Here is a 14,177-nt window from a genome sequence, read left to right as displayed (position 1 = left end):
CCAGTAGAGCCATCTAGAACTTGGTTGACTGATTAGCCAGGCGCCGTCAAAACGGGAGACTGTCAGATCAAGTCAGAACTTCTACCTGTAAAGCTAAAAAGCCCGCAGTTATGCGGGCTTTTATGCGCTTATGCGAAATTCATTTCACGCCGTCAAAGTTTCTGCAACCGCCCGTGCCACCAACCATTTTTTTACCTGATATACCTGCAACTCGGCAAGATTGGAGATAAAAAACAGCTCCACCACAACCCCTCCCGCGCTGACAAATCCCAGCTTGCCGCGTGCAGACTGACTTTGATCTATCCATCCCCTCTCCCCTCGCAAACGGCTGCCCAACACCATCCCCACGGCGGCACTCAACCGCTGGCTCACATCCTTCAACGGAGGAAGAGAAATGCTCTCAACCCCGTTCGCCGTGGGATTCGTGGCGGCATTGCAGTGAAACTCGATCGCGAGGTCCGTTCCAGGAATCAACTTAATTGCTTGCGCCAGAGGCTGGTTCTCCTTTCCCTTCCCATCTGTCACCACCTCATGCCCCGCCGCGCGCAGATAGTGCGCAACCATGTTACGAAATCCGCAACGATCTCCGCCTCGGTAAGTCCATGTGACCCTCCCCTCCAGCCATACCAGCGATAAGGAGAGAAGTCCTAGGTTTGCATGGTAGTGGTACTGCTTGATAGTTCGGTGGTCCGCTGCTGGCGATTGCGTGCCGCAAACACTGCTGGTGGTATGCGGCCAATCGAACCGTGGGGGCGCACCTGGTTGTAGTCGTCTCGCCAAGCCGCAATGATCTGCCGCGCTTCTGCCAACGAATCGAAGACATGTTCATTCAGGCACTCATCGCGGAATCTGGCGTTGAAACTTTCAACGTAACCATTCTGCATCGGTCGACCCGGCTGAATCAGAATGTGCCGGATACCATGCGTTCGCGCCCACCCCAAAAACACACGACTGGTGAACTCTGGCCCATTATCCGTCCTGACTGCCAACGGATAGCCGCGAAATTGCGCCACCTGATCCAGCATGCGCGTGACGTATTGGCCAGACATTGAGAAATCTACCGCAACCTGCACCGCCTCGTGGCTGAAGTCATCAGCTACCGTCAGGCATTTCAAGCGTCGACCACAGGCTAACTGGTCGCTGACAAAATCCATGCTCCATACCTCGTTCAACTGCGTGGCCGCCTGCAGTGGCGTACGCACGCCAGTGAGCTTGCGCCGGCGGTTGCGTCGCCTGACGGCCAGGCCCTGCTCGCGGTACAAGCGGTAAACCCGTTTGTGATTGAGGCCAGGGAATTCGTGACGCAGCAGATCATGCACCCGCCGGTAGCCAAAACGGCGGCGTGTCTGCGCGATCTCGACGATGCGAGCCGTCAGCTGACACGTCAGCGCATCCGCCTGTGGCGGATGCCGCCAGGTATCTCGGGAGAGCCCCACAAGCCGGCAGGCACGGCGCTCTGAGAGCGCTAATCCACTGCTCAACATCACGCTAATGGCCTGCCGCTTGGCCTGCGGGGCTAACGCTTTACCCCGAAGGCGACCTTGAGGGCTTCGATGTCGAGATGGGCCTCGGCCAGCAACTTCTTGAGACGGGCGTTCTCGGACTCCAGATCTCGGGCGCGCTGAAGCTCGGCGACATTCATGCCGCCGTATTTACTGCGCCACTTATAGAAGGTGGCCTCGGAGAAACCGCCCTGCCGGCAGACCTCTTTGATGGCCATGCCCAGTTCGGCCTGCTTGAGAAAGCCAATGATCTGTTCTTCGGTGAATCGGCTCTTCTTCATGTCCGTCATTCTCCTTCAGTGACGGACTTCTCTCTACTTTTGATTGGTAAGGCCTAAGGGGAGCAGATCAGCCAAGAACGCGCCGATCACATTCGGGGTGCGCAGATCACGTTGCAGCAACTTACTAACGACAACGTCTAGCAAGGAAGATGCATAGCTCGCGGCCAAGACACCGATGATGATGGAAGGAATGAGATACACCAGCCGTAGGGGAACGCTAGCCTCTTTCGCGCTCAACACAAACACGGTAGCGCCGGAAAACGCGGCATAGAGCACGCCATCGTTCAAATAAGGTAAAAGCCCAGCTAGACCCACAGCAGCCGTTGCGGTCGCACTGGAGACAGATTCAGACATGAAACAGCCTTCAAACTCGGGCGGGACTCTTGCCCCAGTTTGGCTAACAATTTTACCATCCATCCAAGTGTAGATACAGAGAGAACCCGGTCTGTACAAAAAGTACATTGTACTAGACGGTAATTTCCCACTGATATAGCCTACTCAGCATACTGCACCACGATAATCTTAACCTATTGGATCGCTACAACAATGATTGAATTCATCTCTCGAAATTTAGACGCAATCATATTGGGCACTATATTTTTATTTTTAGGTTATGCCCTAAGCCTAATTTCATCAAGATCAAAAAACAACCAAGCCCCCCCAAATCACCAATTACACTCATTCAAGTCACCAAGACAAATATATATAAAAACACCACACCTACCGGCAGATCAAACACACAAGACGATAGTTCCATTGCTTTATTCATAATTCTAGCTTGCTGCCTTGGCTACATATTTTGGCGACAAGAAATACTATTAACTCTATCTCTCATTTCTTTATTTTCAATTGGCCTATTTATCGGATCAACCGTATACGCTTACAACAACAATGCAATCGAAGGAACTGGCTGGGCCACATACCTACTATTCTCATGCGCCACCACCATATTCTTATTTATTTTGATTGCTTCCGCATCCTCACCAAATCACGCCCCTGAGAATTTTAGCAACTATCAAACCATACTAAGACAAGAAAAACTTTACGGCCTGATTAAGGCGATGAAAGAGCTAAATACTTTCACATGGCTGGTCACACATGTTTTTGGAGTAATAATTTTATTTTACGTACAAGTACGTCTTACTCTCTCCACTGGGTACTATCTTTCCCTCATCAATATAAACTCCACAGAGCAGCCTGCCCGACTTATCATTTGGTACATTAACAAAGCCGACCGATATCGAAACCCCATTACAAACATTACCATTTTAGCAATCGCCTGCTTGCTGTCTTATGTTCTAATAAATGGTTACGCCTACATCTGGTACAATCAATTTATTACCTCCTCCCTATCATAACTCAAGATAGCAACGGAGCTTTCCTTGTGATACCCGACACAGCCATTGGCGCGATTATCGCCGCAATCATCGCAGCCACAATTTCAATTGTCAGCCTAATAATAAGCAAAGAAAATAAAACATCTGAATTTCGTCAAGACTGGATCAACAACTTTAGAAAAGATATTGCAACGATAGTTACAAACAGCCATATATTAGAAGCCTACACGACCTCAAAAGATGAAAACACCCCTGACCACAGCGCTATCACCTGGGAAAAAACACGACACATCTTTGCGGAAACAAACTCTGCCATAACGCGCATAGACCTTATGCTAAACCTTAACGAACCCGACCACAAATCAATACACAATACTTTACGCACTCTTGAAGAACTAGTAGCAACCCACCCTGATATACACACTGTCCATACACTGGAAAAAACAGCAGACCAACTTGTTAGTCTATCTCGAAAAACTCTAAAAGATGAGTGGACCAGAGTAAAACGAGGCGAAAAAACATTTCACATAGCAAAAATAGTAAGTCTTCTTTTAATTTCTATCACAGTCATTTTTGGTATCTTTATTTTCGCCAGACAGCTAATCCCCTTCGACACACCCACCACCTCCCACTCCAAAGCAGTTACTGAATCACCTGTCGAATCAAAAAACATATACATAATCCAATAAAAACCAGTAGCGGGGGGCATTAGCCCCCTCTAAATTCTTCTTAATCACTACGTCACAAACACCTCCGACAGCGACTCCCCCCGTTGCCGATACGACTTGCGCAGCTTAATACCCTCGCTCACGCCCCCCCTCCTTCACCAATCGCTTGGTGGTCCCCTGGTTCTTTTTCTCAATTGAATTGATGATAGGCCGGCTTGCGGGCATTCCAAACCTTAATCTCCTCGCGTAGCTATTTCAGCTTCTCCTGTGCCTCGGCCTGCTCCTGTTCTACCCCCGAACGACTGCTGAAGCAAATCGGCACCCAACTGACCACCCTACGCCACATGTTGGGCCGGGCTATGGCCAAATCCTTGCTGACCCTACTCAATGAATTGGTCTTGAATGCCGATATGCGCACTCAAACTAGATCAACAGGACGAACAGTCCCAGACAAGTTTACCGGGGTGACTGTTTTGAGAGGGAACAGGGGGGACGGGGGGAACAGAACCGCCAAAACCCTCCACTGGCAGGAGTTTCAGCGGTTCCTCCCTTTTATGTTCCCACTTGTATTTGTTCCCCCTTTACAAGCCGAATTCGACATGCCGCCTAAAAAAAAGCCCGGCGCCTTCTCTCGCGCAGGGCTGTCATTGGAGCCAGAGAAATTGTACGGGTTTGGTCGGGATAAGATGGGGGCTGTATACAATTGTCTATTTTTCTACACCAACTCCTCCACAATGCAGCCTATTGCGATGTTGAAAAGAGAATGGCAAACAGGCGCTACATTTCAGCCTTCGCCAAGTCACTTCTACTCCGACATCCGCGCACCCAATAGCGCTTAGTGGGCAGTGACCACATTGCTGAAGCCTGCCGTCGATAACAAAATCGACGCTGGTGTCGTGGATGGTCCATTCAGCCGACGCCTATACCCTGCGGATTACGGCTCTGGCTTCTCCAACCGGCCTACTTAATTCGTGCCAGTGGTAAAAACCACCCAGAACCTGTTTGGCCTCATGCTTGATGACGGTGCTGTTGGCCGAGCGCGGGGTAGTCATCCGCTAGAAAAATGGCCCCGATACGCACTTCATAGGCAATGATCAAGCGTCAAGCACACTTGAGAGCATCGGTGTGCTGAGTCCGCAGCTTAATCATGACTAAGGCTCTCCCAAACAGGGATTTCACAGCAAACAATCAATCTGACTCAGCCCTCGTTGCAAACGCTGTTGCACAAGTTCAAGCAGTGAGGCCGCCTCCTCGCTGCTGAACAACAGTGGTTCGTCTCGGCGTTGCAGCAGGGTCAACATGGCTTGCAGACTGACGTTGGCGGCATGGATGTCCACTAACGCTTGCAGCAGAACTTCGTCAATTTCCGCACATTGCTGGGCCAACTGCTGACTGATCGGTGAGAGGTGAGATTGATGTTGTGTGGCCTCCTGCATGTGCTGGTTCAGCCGCCGCAATTGCTCTAAGGCGGAGCAGGATGGGATGTGTGTATTCATGCGCAGACCCCTTTTCATGACTAAGTAACACAGCTATAAGTACTGCCAAATACTGTTAGATGGTTTCCCGCGCCAAGGACGAGGATGGGCGCCCTTTTATCGTTAAGGTGAGCAAAGCAGCCATCAAGGCGCAACCGGAGATTTGTGTGATGCCTGCCAGGCTCCACTCAAATTGGGTTTTCAACAGACCCAGTAGATAGCCGGCGAACGCCGCCGGGATATACAGGCTAGCGACGAATAACCCAGAAGCCTGAGCCGCCAAATTCGGCGGCAGCGATTTGATGATTCCGGCGGACAGATTGGCGTAGACCATGCCGCTGATGGCCGCGCCGAAAGCGAATGACAGTCCCGCGTGCAGGGGCAATGAGCGGTTGAGCTCCGTGAATAGCAAGCCGCCAAACAAGGCTGAGGCCAGCAGCGAGCCCGTTAGAAGCTTATGAAAGTCAAAGCGATCCCCCAACCAACCTCCTAGCAAGGAAAGCAGCGCGCCCAAACCGTAGCAACTGACTGCCATGGCCGCTTGTTGCGGACTAAAGCCCAGAGCTTCACGCAAATAGGTGGGATAAAGCCCCAAATAGCCATAGATCGATAAACCAGAGAAGGCAGTGGCCATAGCCAGTAATAAGGGGGTTCTGCTCCACAGACGGTTTCCCGTAATAGAAGCCATCTCGGTGGTGACGAGAAGAGGAGCCGCCTCGGTAAACCAGGGTTTAACGCAAGAGACGATCAGCACCAAGGCAAGCAAACCAGACAGTCCGAACAGGATGAAAGGCATTTGCCAATGGCTGGCCCCCAGGATGGCCGCGCCGAGGTTGGGACCGATAATCGCGCCGATGCCAAAGGTGAAGTTGAGTGAGCTAGCGGCGATAGCGCGGTGTTGGTAGAAATAGCTGGTGCCGATGGCCAGCAGCGCGGTCAACTGCATAGCCTCACCTAGTCCGGAGACGAAACGGTACAACAACAGATCCGGAAATCCTTGTGCGTAGGCGGTGAGGTAGGTGGCGGCGGAGAAGATGACCAGGCCAAGCAGAGCCACGTTTTTGCGCGAGACCCGGCTCAGCAGGTAGCCGGTGGGCAGGCCGGCCAACCCCATGCCCAGGGTGAACACGGTGGATGCCAACCCGACCTGGGGCAGGGTCAGGTCGAGTGCGACGCGAACATCGCTGGCCAGTACGGAAAACAGTTGGCGATCAATCGCGTTGATGACATAGGAAAACAGCAGGATGGCGAACATCCCAAACGCGGCTCGACGTGTTGTCATGGCAGTCTCCTTAGGCAGGATGCAAGGCGTATGAGGGCGGCGGCGTCAACCGTCAGGCAGGCGGCCTTGACTACGGAGAGCGAATTCAGCAGGCAATTCGGATGCGGGAACACCACCAGCGAGCAGTAGGCGCAGCAACATGCAGGCTTTGAGCGCGCCCAACGCGCCGCCGGGAATGGCCCCCCTGCCAATCAGATCGGTTTCCGAACCTGGAAAAGCATAGCTGGCAGAGAGCACGGGACCGGCGACCACCCGAGTGGACAACACCACCGGCATATGGGCACATAGATCGCCAATCAACGGCGCGATATGGGCCGGCACATGCCCTGCGCCCATCGCCGCGATGACCACCCCCTGATAGCCCAAGGCGGGCAAGGTCGGCAGCAAGCGTCCATCATCGCCCAAGGCGATGGTAAGCAAGGCAATGGCCGTTTCAGCGGGTTTCGGCAGAGCAAGCGCGGGCAGTTTTTCAATACGGGCAAACCAACGCAACTGCCCTTCAACAAGACCGCCGAGTGGGCCACATATTGGCGAGCTGAAGGCGGAAGGTTGCGCTGTGTGGGCTTTCTGGACATAGCGCGCGGCATGGATCTGATCGCCCATAACGATCAGCGCGCCAAGGCTCTTGGCTCCGTCCGAGGCGGCAACCGTGACGGCCGCCAGGATGTTGGCGGCCCCATCCGCACCCGGCGCTTGAGCGCCACGCATGGCGCCAGTGACTACCACGGGACGCGGAGAGCGCACCAGCAACTCCAGTGCGAAAGCGGTCTCCTCAATGGTGTCGGTCCCCTGAATGACCACGGCTCCAGAGCAGCCTTGGGTAAAACCAACCTCGATTAGGGCTGCGATGGCGGCCAAGTCCGTCAAACTCAGCGAAGCGCCGGGCTTGTTGGAATAGGTCTGCACCAAAGGAGCGGCAATAAGCTCCAATTCCGGTACGACACGTATCAGCTCCTCTCCGGTCAGCGAAGGGGAAATGCCGCCGTCGGCATTAGGGGTCATGGCGATGGTGCCGCCGGTGGTAATGATTAAAACACGTGGCAGTGTCATGAGTTCTCCTGGGGGCGCGCTATTTGGATTGGGCAAGGTAGACGTCGAGAATCTGTTCGCCGGTACACATCAACACGTCCGGATAGGACAGAATGTAGTCATACAACTCGGCCAGATAACGGATGCGGTGCGCCGCGCCGGTCAGATAGGGATGAACAGAAATCGCCATCACGCGCGGAATATCCGCGCCCTCCCGGTAAAGTTGATCGAACTGATCACGCCCGCGGCGCAACAATTCATCCGACGCATGCTGCTGCACCGCCGAGATCACCACATCGTTCAACTCCACGGTATAGGGCACAGAGACAACGGAGCCCGCGCGGGTACGAATGGACACAGGCTGATCGTCCAACACCCAGTCGGCCACGTATTCGATACCAGCTTCAGCCAGTAGATCGATGGTGTTCCCATCTTCGGTCAGGCCGGGACTTTCCCAGCCACGCGGCGGCTTACCAGTGAACTGAGTGATAGCGGCGATGGTGGCGCGAATGGTCGCCGACTGATCGACGACCTGATGCATCGGCTGTTGTACCAAGCCGTGGCCCATGAATTCCCAACCGGCCTCCAGCGCCGCCTGACAAGCCGGCGTGTATTCCTGGATGGCGGAGCCATTGACCGCCAGCGTGGCCGGCAACGCGCGTTGCCTCAACACCTCCAGCAACCGCCAGAAACCAACCCGCATCCCGTATTCGTGCCAGCACCAGTTTGGCAGGTCGGGGAGCAAGGGCTGGCCCATCGGCGGCGGCAACACCGCTCGTGGCATGGGCTGTTGCGGCAACCAGTTTTCCACATTGACGATGGTCCAGACTGCCACCCGGGCTTGCTTGGGCAAAAGGAATGGTGGCCGTTGAGTGATAGGCGTGTAGGACACGCGCTCACGATGGGAGAGAGAACGAGGCGGGTGTTGCATGGCAATGACCTCCCTGAAGATTAGCGTTGGCGTACGGCCACTCATTCAGTTCCATTAGTTGGAACCCAAGTGCCACCACGCCGTAAAATCACTTTGCATACAGATGCCATCAGATGGCGAAAAATTCTGGATTTTGGTGATTTTTCCTGCACTTAATGCCAATAACATTAGCATTGCGCAGATGCTAGCCTTGGAACGAATCTCAGGGCAATGAAATGGCGTTTTATTCCACTATATGGACGATTAAGATGATGGAACGTCGTGAAGCGGTAGCCGGTGCGCAAACCGTCGCGCGGGCGGTGAATCTACTCAAACACTTGGCCAGGGCTGGAGACCAAGGGTTGCGGCTAGTGGATTTGGCGGACGAAACGCAGTTGGCTCGGCCAACCTTGCATCGTCTACTGAAGGCTTTGTGCATACAAGGGCTGGTCACTCAGGAACGTCAGTCGCGCCGTTATCGCTTGGGGGCGCTGGTATTCGAGCTGGGCCTGGCAGCAGCACATCGTTTCAATCTGCGCGAATTAAGCATACCAGTGCTGGAGACGCTGTCGCGGCGGAGCGGAGATACCAGTTTCTTGTTTGTGCGTAGCGGTGACGATGTAGTGTGCATCAATCGGGTGCAGGGCGATTTTCCCATCCAGACCCCTGCCTTGCCGCTAGGTAGTCGTCAACCTTTGGGAGTCAATGCCGGCGGATTAGCCTTGCTCTCCCATCTACCCACCCAGGAACAGGAACAATTAATCAAAGAACTGGCCCCACGCCTTGAAGCGTATGGGGAAATGAGCATCAATGAATTACGCCAATATTGCCGCAACACCCGCGAACGCGGCTACGCTTGGATTGCCAACCGGGCCGTGCCCGGCATCGCCGCTGTCGGCCTACCCATATTCAGCGCCAATGGCATAGCTATCGCAGCCGTAACGGTCGCCAGTACCCAGAGTCGCATGACCGAGGCACGCTCCACGACGATCTTGCCATTTTTGCGGATGGCCTCAACGGAGATCAGTGGCTTACTACGACAATAAGAGGCCATAGGTGTCATTTCGTGGCGGGGAAAAACCACGAACATATCTTTATGCTGCCATTCTGAAACCACTTGGCCTTACCATCACGCATCTCATCTGATCGCTATTTAGCTGTCTACAATTGTCTAGCGTTCTGCATGTTCCCGTAGCGGGGAAACGCTCCCCCTACTCCAAGCCATGCCTCCTATTTCATCATAAGCCGCCACGACTCGTTCGCAGCGGAATGGACATCAAGCATCTAGACAGGAACCATGATTTAGTCGAACGAGGATATCGCGAAACACTTTTTAACATTTTCATTAATACGGGAGAAATGAAGGAGGAATCACCAAGAACTCATAGGCTATTGCATGAGGACACTTGTTACATCACCTATAACAACAAACTCTTTCAACCATATAATTCTCTTTTTATTCTTAAACTTACCCTTCTTTACAGAACGTCAAAATCCGTAGGTTCATATTGAGTAACCCTGTAGGCAACCTCTTTTATATTTTCCATTAAAATCAAACACATTACACTCAACCAACCATTGCAGCCTAAGGTATTTCTTGCCAACCACCCCGCAACAAAATTAAAAATCTCAACAATGGCATAGCAAATTAAATATCCAGCTGACCAATAAAATCCAGCAGCCCAAATCAGGTGGCACCCGTCAATTATTTACGGCAAGATGCGATCAAATTCCAACCCAAACCGGAGAACATTGATCATGTCGCAGCACTTTCAATCCGTACCCACTATTCTACGTCGCAAGCTGGTAGAACAGCGCACCGGTCTGGCACGTTCCACCATTTACGACAAGATGAGTGAAAAATCGCCTCGATATGATCCCAGCTTCCCCACGCCGATTAACTTGGGTCCCAACTCCATCGGCTGGATCGAAGCGGAAGTCAATGCCTGGATCGAATCTCGCATGCAAGCCCGCTGTCAGGGAGAGCAATAAGCCATGTCATTTCCCATCACTGCTCAAATCGTGCTGACTCGCTACGCCGACGGCAACCTGTCCCTGGAACACCACGGCGATACGGTCCGAATGGTGGCCGACTTGCAGGCTGAAATTGAACGGCAGCAGGCCATGCAGGTGTCCCGCCTGCGTTAATTCCCTTTTCCACAATCCAGACACGGGGCGGCCCTGACCACCGCACGGACACGTTTCCGGGCGCGGGCCTTCCCACGTCCGAAAGACAGGTAATGAGTAAGAATATCGAGCACATTCGCCAGGCGCTCCAGCACCTAGACGCCCACGAGCGCGAGGGTTGGGTCTTGATGGCCATGGCGGTCAAGTCCGAACTGGGCGAAGCCGGTTTTCAGGTCTGGGATGACTGGAGCCAGAGCGCCGGCAACTATCAGGCCAAGGCCGCGAAGGCTGTCTGGAAGTCGATCAAGCCCGCAGGCCGCGTCACCATCGCCAGCCTGTTTTCCGAGGCAATCCAGCAGGGCTACCGACCGGAGCGGCCCTATCAGCCGCCAAGCGCGGAGGCACGAGCCAAATTGGAAGCGGAGCGCGCCGCCGCCCTGGCCGAGACAGAGTCATTGACCGAGCAGCAGCGTCAAGAGGCCAAGCTCAAGGCCGCCTACCTTTGGAGCAAGGGACACGATATCAGCACCGCACACCCTTACCTGAGCAGCAAGGGCATGGAGCCGGCCGGCGCAACGCAATTGCGAGATCTGCTAATGATCCCGCTGCGCGTCGGCGACGAGTTGGTCAATCTGCAAGTCATCGGCGCAGACGGCAGCAAGCGCTTTCTGAGCGGCGGCCAAGTCAAGGGCACGTCGCTGGTGTTGGGACGGCTCAAGGAGACAGACACGGTACTAATGTGCGAGGGCTGGGCTACCGGGTGCAGTCTGCGTCAAGCGACGGGCTTGCCGGTGGTGGTAACGTTCAACGCCCACAATCTGGTGGTGGTGGCGCAACGGTTGGCCAGTACCCTACCGCAGACGATACAAGTCATCGTCTGCGGAGATAACGACAGCAATCAAACCGGACAACAGGCCGCCGGCAAGGCTGCCGAGGTATTGCAGCCGCGCGCACAATCGGTGGTGCCAGCCTTCACTCCCGAGCAGGTGGAACCTTTCCTGTGCCAACACGGCCAGCCGCCATCCGACTTCAACGACCTGCATCAACTGGCCGGACTGGAAGCCGTCGCCAAGAGCGTTTTCACGAGTGACGCCAAAATGATGGGGGCGATCTCACTCTCCTCCCTTCCAGATAAGCCCCCTAACTTCCCCTCCTCCCAGGGCGAGTTTCAAGCCAAGCGGCCTGAAACACCTTCTCCATTCTTTCTGGTGGAAGGCACTCCCGGTCAACGCGATGGCGTGTACTGGCTGTCTCCGGACGAGGATGGCAAAGACCCAGCCACACCCTGCTGGTTGGCTTCCCCCTTGCATGTGTTGGCCGAAACCCGCGATGCCCAGCAATCCAATTGGGGCCGCTTGCTGGAGTGGCGCGATAACGATAGCCACATCCACCGTTGGGCCTGCCCGGTGGAGATGCTGGCCGCCAGCGATACCGCCGACTTCCGCCGCGAGCTGGCGCGGGGCGGGCTGACGCTATCCACCAGCGCCAAGGCGCGGCAAAAGCTGGTGGACTATGTATTGGGCTATCGGCCGATGTCGGCGACCCGCTTGCGATGCGTGTCGCGTATCGGCTGGCATGGCTCGCGCTATGTCTTACCGGATCAGGTCTACGGTGCGCAAGCGGGGGAAGGCGTAATTTACCAAGGTGCGGACAGCGGCGATTTTAATCAGGCGGGCACATTGCAAGACTGGCAACAGCATATCGCGGCACTGGCCAGCGGCAACAGCCGCATCATTTTCGCCATTTCGGTGGCCTTTGCCGGCGTGCTAGCCGAGATGGCCGGCGAGTCCGGCGGTGGCTTCCATTTCGTCGGCACCACCAGCAAGGGCAAGACCAGCACCCTGCTAGACCCAGCCGCCAGCATCTGGGGCCATCCTGACCGCTTCGCCAAGAAATGGCGCACCACCCAGAACGGCCTTGAGACGCTATGTCTGAGTCGTAACGACGGCTTACTGATCCTTGATGAACTGGCACAGATCGCCGCAACGGATGCGGGCGGCGCAGCCTACCTGATCGCCAACGGCCAAGCCAAGACTCGCATGAGCAGGGAAGGCGGCAATCGGCCGGCGCAGACCTGGCGAGTGATGCTGTTATCGGCAGGCGAGATCGACTTGGCCCAGCACATGGCCGAAGCAGGCAAGAATGCCAAGGGCGGCCAGATGGCGCGCTTGCCGGCCATCCCAGCGGATGGCGGCGCCGGCCTCGGCACACTGGAGCAGCTACACCAACACGGCAGTGGCCAGGCCTTCGCCGATGCGATGAAGGGCCACACCCGCCGATATTACGGCACTGCCGGCCCGGCCTTCCTTGCAAAGCTGGCCTCACCGGAGGAACAGCAAACCATCCGTGCAGAGGTACACGCCAACGTGGCCAAGGCACTACCTCATCTAGGCATCCCCGACAGTGCGGCCGAAGAAGTGGGCCGTATCGCCGCCCGCTTCGCCCTAGTGGCCTTTGCCGGTGAGTTGGCCACCCGCTATGGAGTAACAGGCTGGCAAGCTGGTGAAGCATTCCAATCTGCCCGCCGCTGCTTCCGCGAATGGCTGGCCGAGAACAATTCCGGCATGGCTGCCGACGACCGCGCCCTATTCGCCCAAGTTGCCGGCTTCATGCAGTCTCATAGCACAACCCGTTTCCCACCACACGATGCGACACCGGAAGTACTGGCCCGCTACCTGAACCGCGCCGGGTTCACCTTCACCGACGAAAAGGGCGGCTTGCAGTTCTGGGTACTGACGGAACCATTCAAGCGAGAGGTATGCAAAGGGTTTCCTCACACCGCCGCTGCACGGACCTTGATCAAAGCGGGTTGGATGCAGATCGGAGACACCGAAGCCCACAAACAGCGCAATACCCGCAAGAAGCGAATCAAGGCCTTGGATTCAACCACGGCCAATGTTTATGTGATAACCAGCATGGCACTGGAGGGAGAGGAATGAACGGCTGGTTTGATGAAATCCTGAGCGCAAGCTCGAAGCCGTCCTATTGTTCCCCCTCAAGTGAGAACAAAACGCAGAGGAAACAAAAAGGGGGAACGGCGGAAAATCGCGCTCAGAAAGGATTTCAGGACGTTGTTCCCACTGTTCCCTCTATTCCCACTCAAAAACAGTCCCCTCGCAACCATGATCAAACCAGGTTCACAACACCTACAGGGTGGCCCTTCGACCTGCTGGAACGGGTCGATCTGATTTGCCGGCTGGAGGGCTGGGATACAGCGTCCCGCGCCGAATGGCTGGATATCCTGCGCCGCCAGATCGAACGCGACGACGTGCCGGCAACCGAGCTGGTGTCCTGTCTTGATACCCACTTGGCCCAGCACCATTGCAAAGCCCCATCATGAAGCACGATGGCGGCTTGATACAGGCACTTCGCGGCGAATCAACCGCGACGCGAGTCGCCTACCCACAAATTCTTCCGATGGCGGTTAGCCGCCCAAGCAAACCAGCCGTGGATTTCCCAGTTGATACTTTCCACCACACCAGCCTGCCAAACCATAATTTAATTATGAGAAATCCGGTTTTAATGGTCTTAAATATTTAATAAATTCAGTTAGATAAAACAAAAGC

The 14,177-nt window shown here is 54.9% G+C and carries 14 protein-coding genes; 7 read left to right on the top strand and 7 right to left on the bottom strand.

Features of this window, described 5'->3' with window-relative positions:
* Window positions 1–144 precede the first annotated feature (144 nt).
* The 3 genes from DB032_RS04475 to DB032_RS04465 form a co-directional block, all read right to left on the bottom strand.
* Complete coding sequence (locus DB032_RS04475) at window positions 145–564, bottom strand: N-acetylmuramoyl-L-alanine amidase (RefSeq protein WP_107798418.1); 420 nt, start codon at window positions 562–564, stop codon at window positions 145–147.
* An 83-nt stretch (window positions 565–647) separates the two neighbouring features.
* Window positions 648–1,783, bottom strand: a protein-coding gene (locus DB032_RS04470) for an IS3 family transposase (protein ID WP_107801676.1) whose coding sequence is annotated in 2 segments (ribosomal slippage) — window positions 648–1,528 and window positions 1,528–1,783 — 1,137 coding nt in all. Because the reading frame shifts where the segments join, the coding sequence is not laid out codon by codon here.
* A gap of 33 nt (window positions 1,784–1,816) precedes the next feature.
* Window positions 1,817–2,137, bottom strand: a complete 321-nt coding sequence (locus tag DB032_RS04465; protein ID WP_158274236.1) for a putative holin — start codon at window positions 2,135–2,137, stop codon at window positions 1,817–1,819.
* A gap of 1,030 nt (window positions 2,138–3,167) precedes the next feature.
* Here DB032_RS04465 and DB032_RS23520 point away from each other — a divergent pair.
* On the top strand, window positions 3,168–3,809 hold the full coding sequence (locus tag DB032_RS23520) for a hypothetical protein (protein ID WP_146176576.1): 642 nt from the start codon (window positions 3,168–3,170) through the stop codon (window positions 3,807–3,809).
* Window positions 3,810–4,963: 1,154 nt separating this feature from the next.
* Here the strand turns inward: DB032_RS23520 and DB032_RS04455 are convergent.
* Genes DB032_RS04455 through DB032_RS04440 form a run of 4 tightly spaced genes read right to left on the bottom strand, consistent with a single transcriptional unit; the run spans window position 4,964 to window position 8,505 of the window.
* Complete coding sequence (locus DB032_RS04455; protein WP_158274235.1) at window positions 4,964–5,284, bottom strand: DUF1484 family protein; 321 nt, start codon at window positions 5,282–5,284, stop codon at window positions 4,964–4,966.
* A gap of 55 nt (window positions 5,285–5,339) precedes the next feature.
* Window positions 5,340–6,545 carry an MFS transporter gene (locus DB032_RS04450; RefSeq protein WP_199225811.1) on the bottom strand — a complete coding sequence of 402 codons (1,206 nt, stop codon included), beginning with the start codon at window positions 6,543–6,545 and terminating at the stop codon, window positions 5,340–5,342.
* 45 nt (window positions 6,546–6,590) lie between these two features.
* Complete coding sequence (locus DB032_RS04445; RefSeq protein WP_107798413.1) at window positions 6,591–7,595, bottom strand: asparaginase; 1,005 nt, start codon at window positions 7,593–7,595, stop codon at window positions 6,591–6,593.
* Window positions 7,596–7,614: 19 nt separating this feature from the next.
* Window positions 7,615–8,505 carry a polysaccharide deacetylase family protein gene (locus tag DB032_RS04440; RefSeq protein WP_107801674.1) on the bottom strand — a complete coding sequence of 297 codons (891 nt, stop codon included), beginning with the start codon at window positions 8,503–8,505 and terminating at the stop codon, window positions 7,615–7,617.
* Window positions 8,506–8,720: 215 nt separating this feature from the next.
* Here DB032_RS04440 and DB032_RS04435 point away from each other — a divergent pair, with 215 nt between their 5' ends.
* The 6 genes from DB032_RS04435 to DB032_RS23510 all read left to right on the top strand — a co-directional run bounded on the left by DB032_RS04435 (window position 8,721) and on the right by DB032_RS23510 (window position 14,151).
* Window positions 8,721–9,530, top strand: a complete 810-nt coding sequence (locus DB032_RS04435) for an IclR family transcriptional regulator (protein ID WP_199225810.1) — start codon at window positions 8,721–8,723, stop codon at window positions 9,528–9,530.
* A gap of 712 nt (window positions 9,531–10,242) precedes the next feature.
* Window positions 10,243–10,476, top strand: coding sequence for an AlpA family transcriptional regulator (locus DB032_RS04430; RefSeq protein WP_107798412.1), 234 nt, complete (start codon window positions 10,243–10,245; stop codon window positions 10,474–10,476).
* 3 nt (window positions 10,477–10,479) lie between these two features.
* Entirely contained in the window at window positions 10,480–10,632 is a 153-nt protein-coding gene (locus DB032_RS24065; protein WP_158274234.1) for a hypothetical protein, read from the top strand.
* A gap of 92 nt (window positions 10,633–10,724) precedes the next feature.
* Entirely contained in the window at window positions 10,725–13,550 is a 2,826-nt protein-coding gene (locus DB032_RS04425; RefSeq protein WP_107798411.1) for a DUF927 domain-containing protein, read from the top strand.
* Window positions 13,547–13,951, top strand: a complete 405-nt coding sequence (locus DB032_RS23515) for a hypothetical protein (protein WP_146176575.1) — start codon at window positions 13,547–13,549, stop codon at window positions 13,949–13,951. Before DB032_RS04425 ends, DB032_RS23515 begins: the two co-directional genes overlap by 4 nt.
* A complete protein-coding gene (locus tag DB032_RS23510) occupies window positions 13,948–14,151 on the top strand; it encodes a hypothetical protein (RefSeq protein WP_146176574.1) in 204 nt (67 codons plus the stop codon). The genes DB032_RS23515 and DB032_RS23510 overlap by 4 nt, the downstream gene beginning before the upstream one ends.
* Window positions 14,152–14,177: the final 26 nt, after the last annotated feature.

It is taken from the genome of Chromobacterium sp. Panama (assembly GCF_003052555.1).
GTDB lineage: Bacteria > Pseudomonadota > Gammaproteobacteria > Burkholderiales > Chromobacteriaceae > Chromobacterium.
Note: the sequence above shows the minus strand (reverse complement) of the source record. Positions and strands in the feature narration are given on the sequence as shown.

What these genes read in the sequence shown, in the direction of transcription:
- DB032_RS04475 (WP_107798418.1), bottom strand. Translation starts at nt 564, where the DNA reads ATGGTTGCGCACTATCTGCGCGCGGCGGGGCATGAGGTGGTGACAGAT.
- DB032_RS04465 (WP_158274236.1), bottom strand. Translation starts at nt 2,137, where the DNA reads ATGTCTGAATCTGTCTCCAGTGCGACCGCAACGGCTGCTGTGGGTCTA.
- DB032_RS04455 (WP_158274235.1), bottom strand. Translation starts at nt 5,284, where the DNA reads ATGAATACACACATCCCATCCTGCTCCGCCTTAGAGCAATTGCGGCGG.
- DB032_RS04450 (WP_199225811.1), bottom strand. Translation starts at nt 6,545, where the DNA reads ATGACAACACGTCGAGCCGCGTTTGGGATGTTCGCCATCCTGCTGTTT.
- DB032_RS04445 (WP_107798413.1), bottom strand. Translation starts at nt 7,595, where the DNA reads ATGACACTGCCACGTGTTTTAATCATTACCACCGGCGGCACCATCGCC.
- DB032_RS04440 (WP_107801674.1), bottom strand. Translation starts at nt 8,505, where the DNA reads ATGCAACACCCGCCTCGTTCTCTCTCCCATCGTGAGCGCGTGTCCTAC.
- DB032_RS04435 (WP_199225810.1), top strand. Translation starts at nt 8,721, where the DNA reads ATGGCGTTTTATTCCACTATATGGACGATTAAGATGATGGAACGTCGT.
- DB032_RS04430 (WP_107798412.1), top strand. Translation starts at nt 10,243, where the DNA reads ATGTCGCAGCACTTTCAATCCGTACCCACTATTCTACGTCGCAAGCTG.
- DB032_RS24065 (WP_158274234.1), top strand. Translation starts at nt 10,480, where the DNA reads ATGTCATTTCCCATCACTGCTCAAATCGTGCTGACTCGCTACGCCGAC.
- DB032_RS04425 (WP_107798411.1), top strand. Translation starts at nt 10,725, where the DNA reads ATGAGTAAGAATATCGAGCACATTCGCCAGGCGCTCCAGCACCTAGAC.
- DB032_RS23515 (WP_146176575.1), top strand. Translation starts at nt 13,547, where the DNA reads ATGAACGGCTGGTTTGATGAAATCCTGAGCGCAAGCTCGAAGCCGTCC.
- DB032_RS23510 (WP_146176574.1), top strand. Translation starts at nt 13,948, where the DNA reads ATGAAGCACGATGGCGGCTTGATACAGGCACTTCGCGGCGAATCAACC.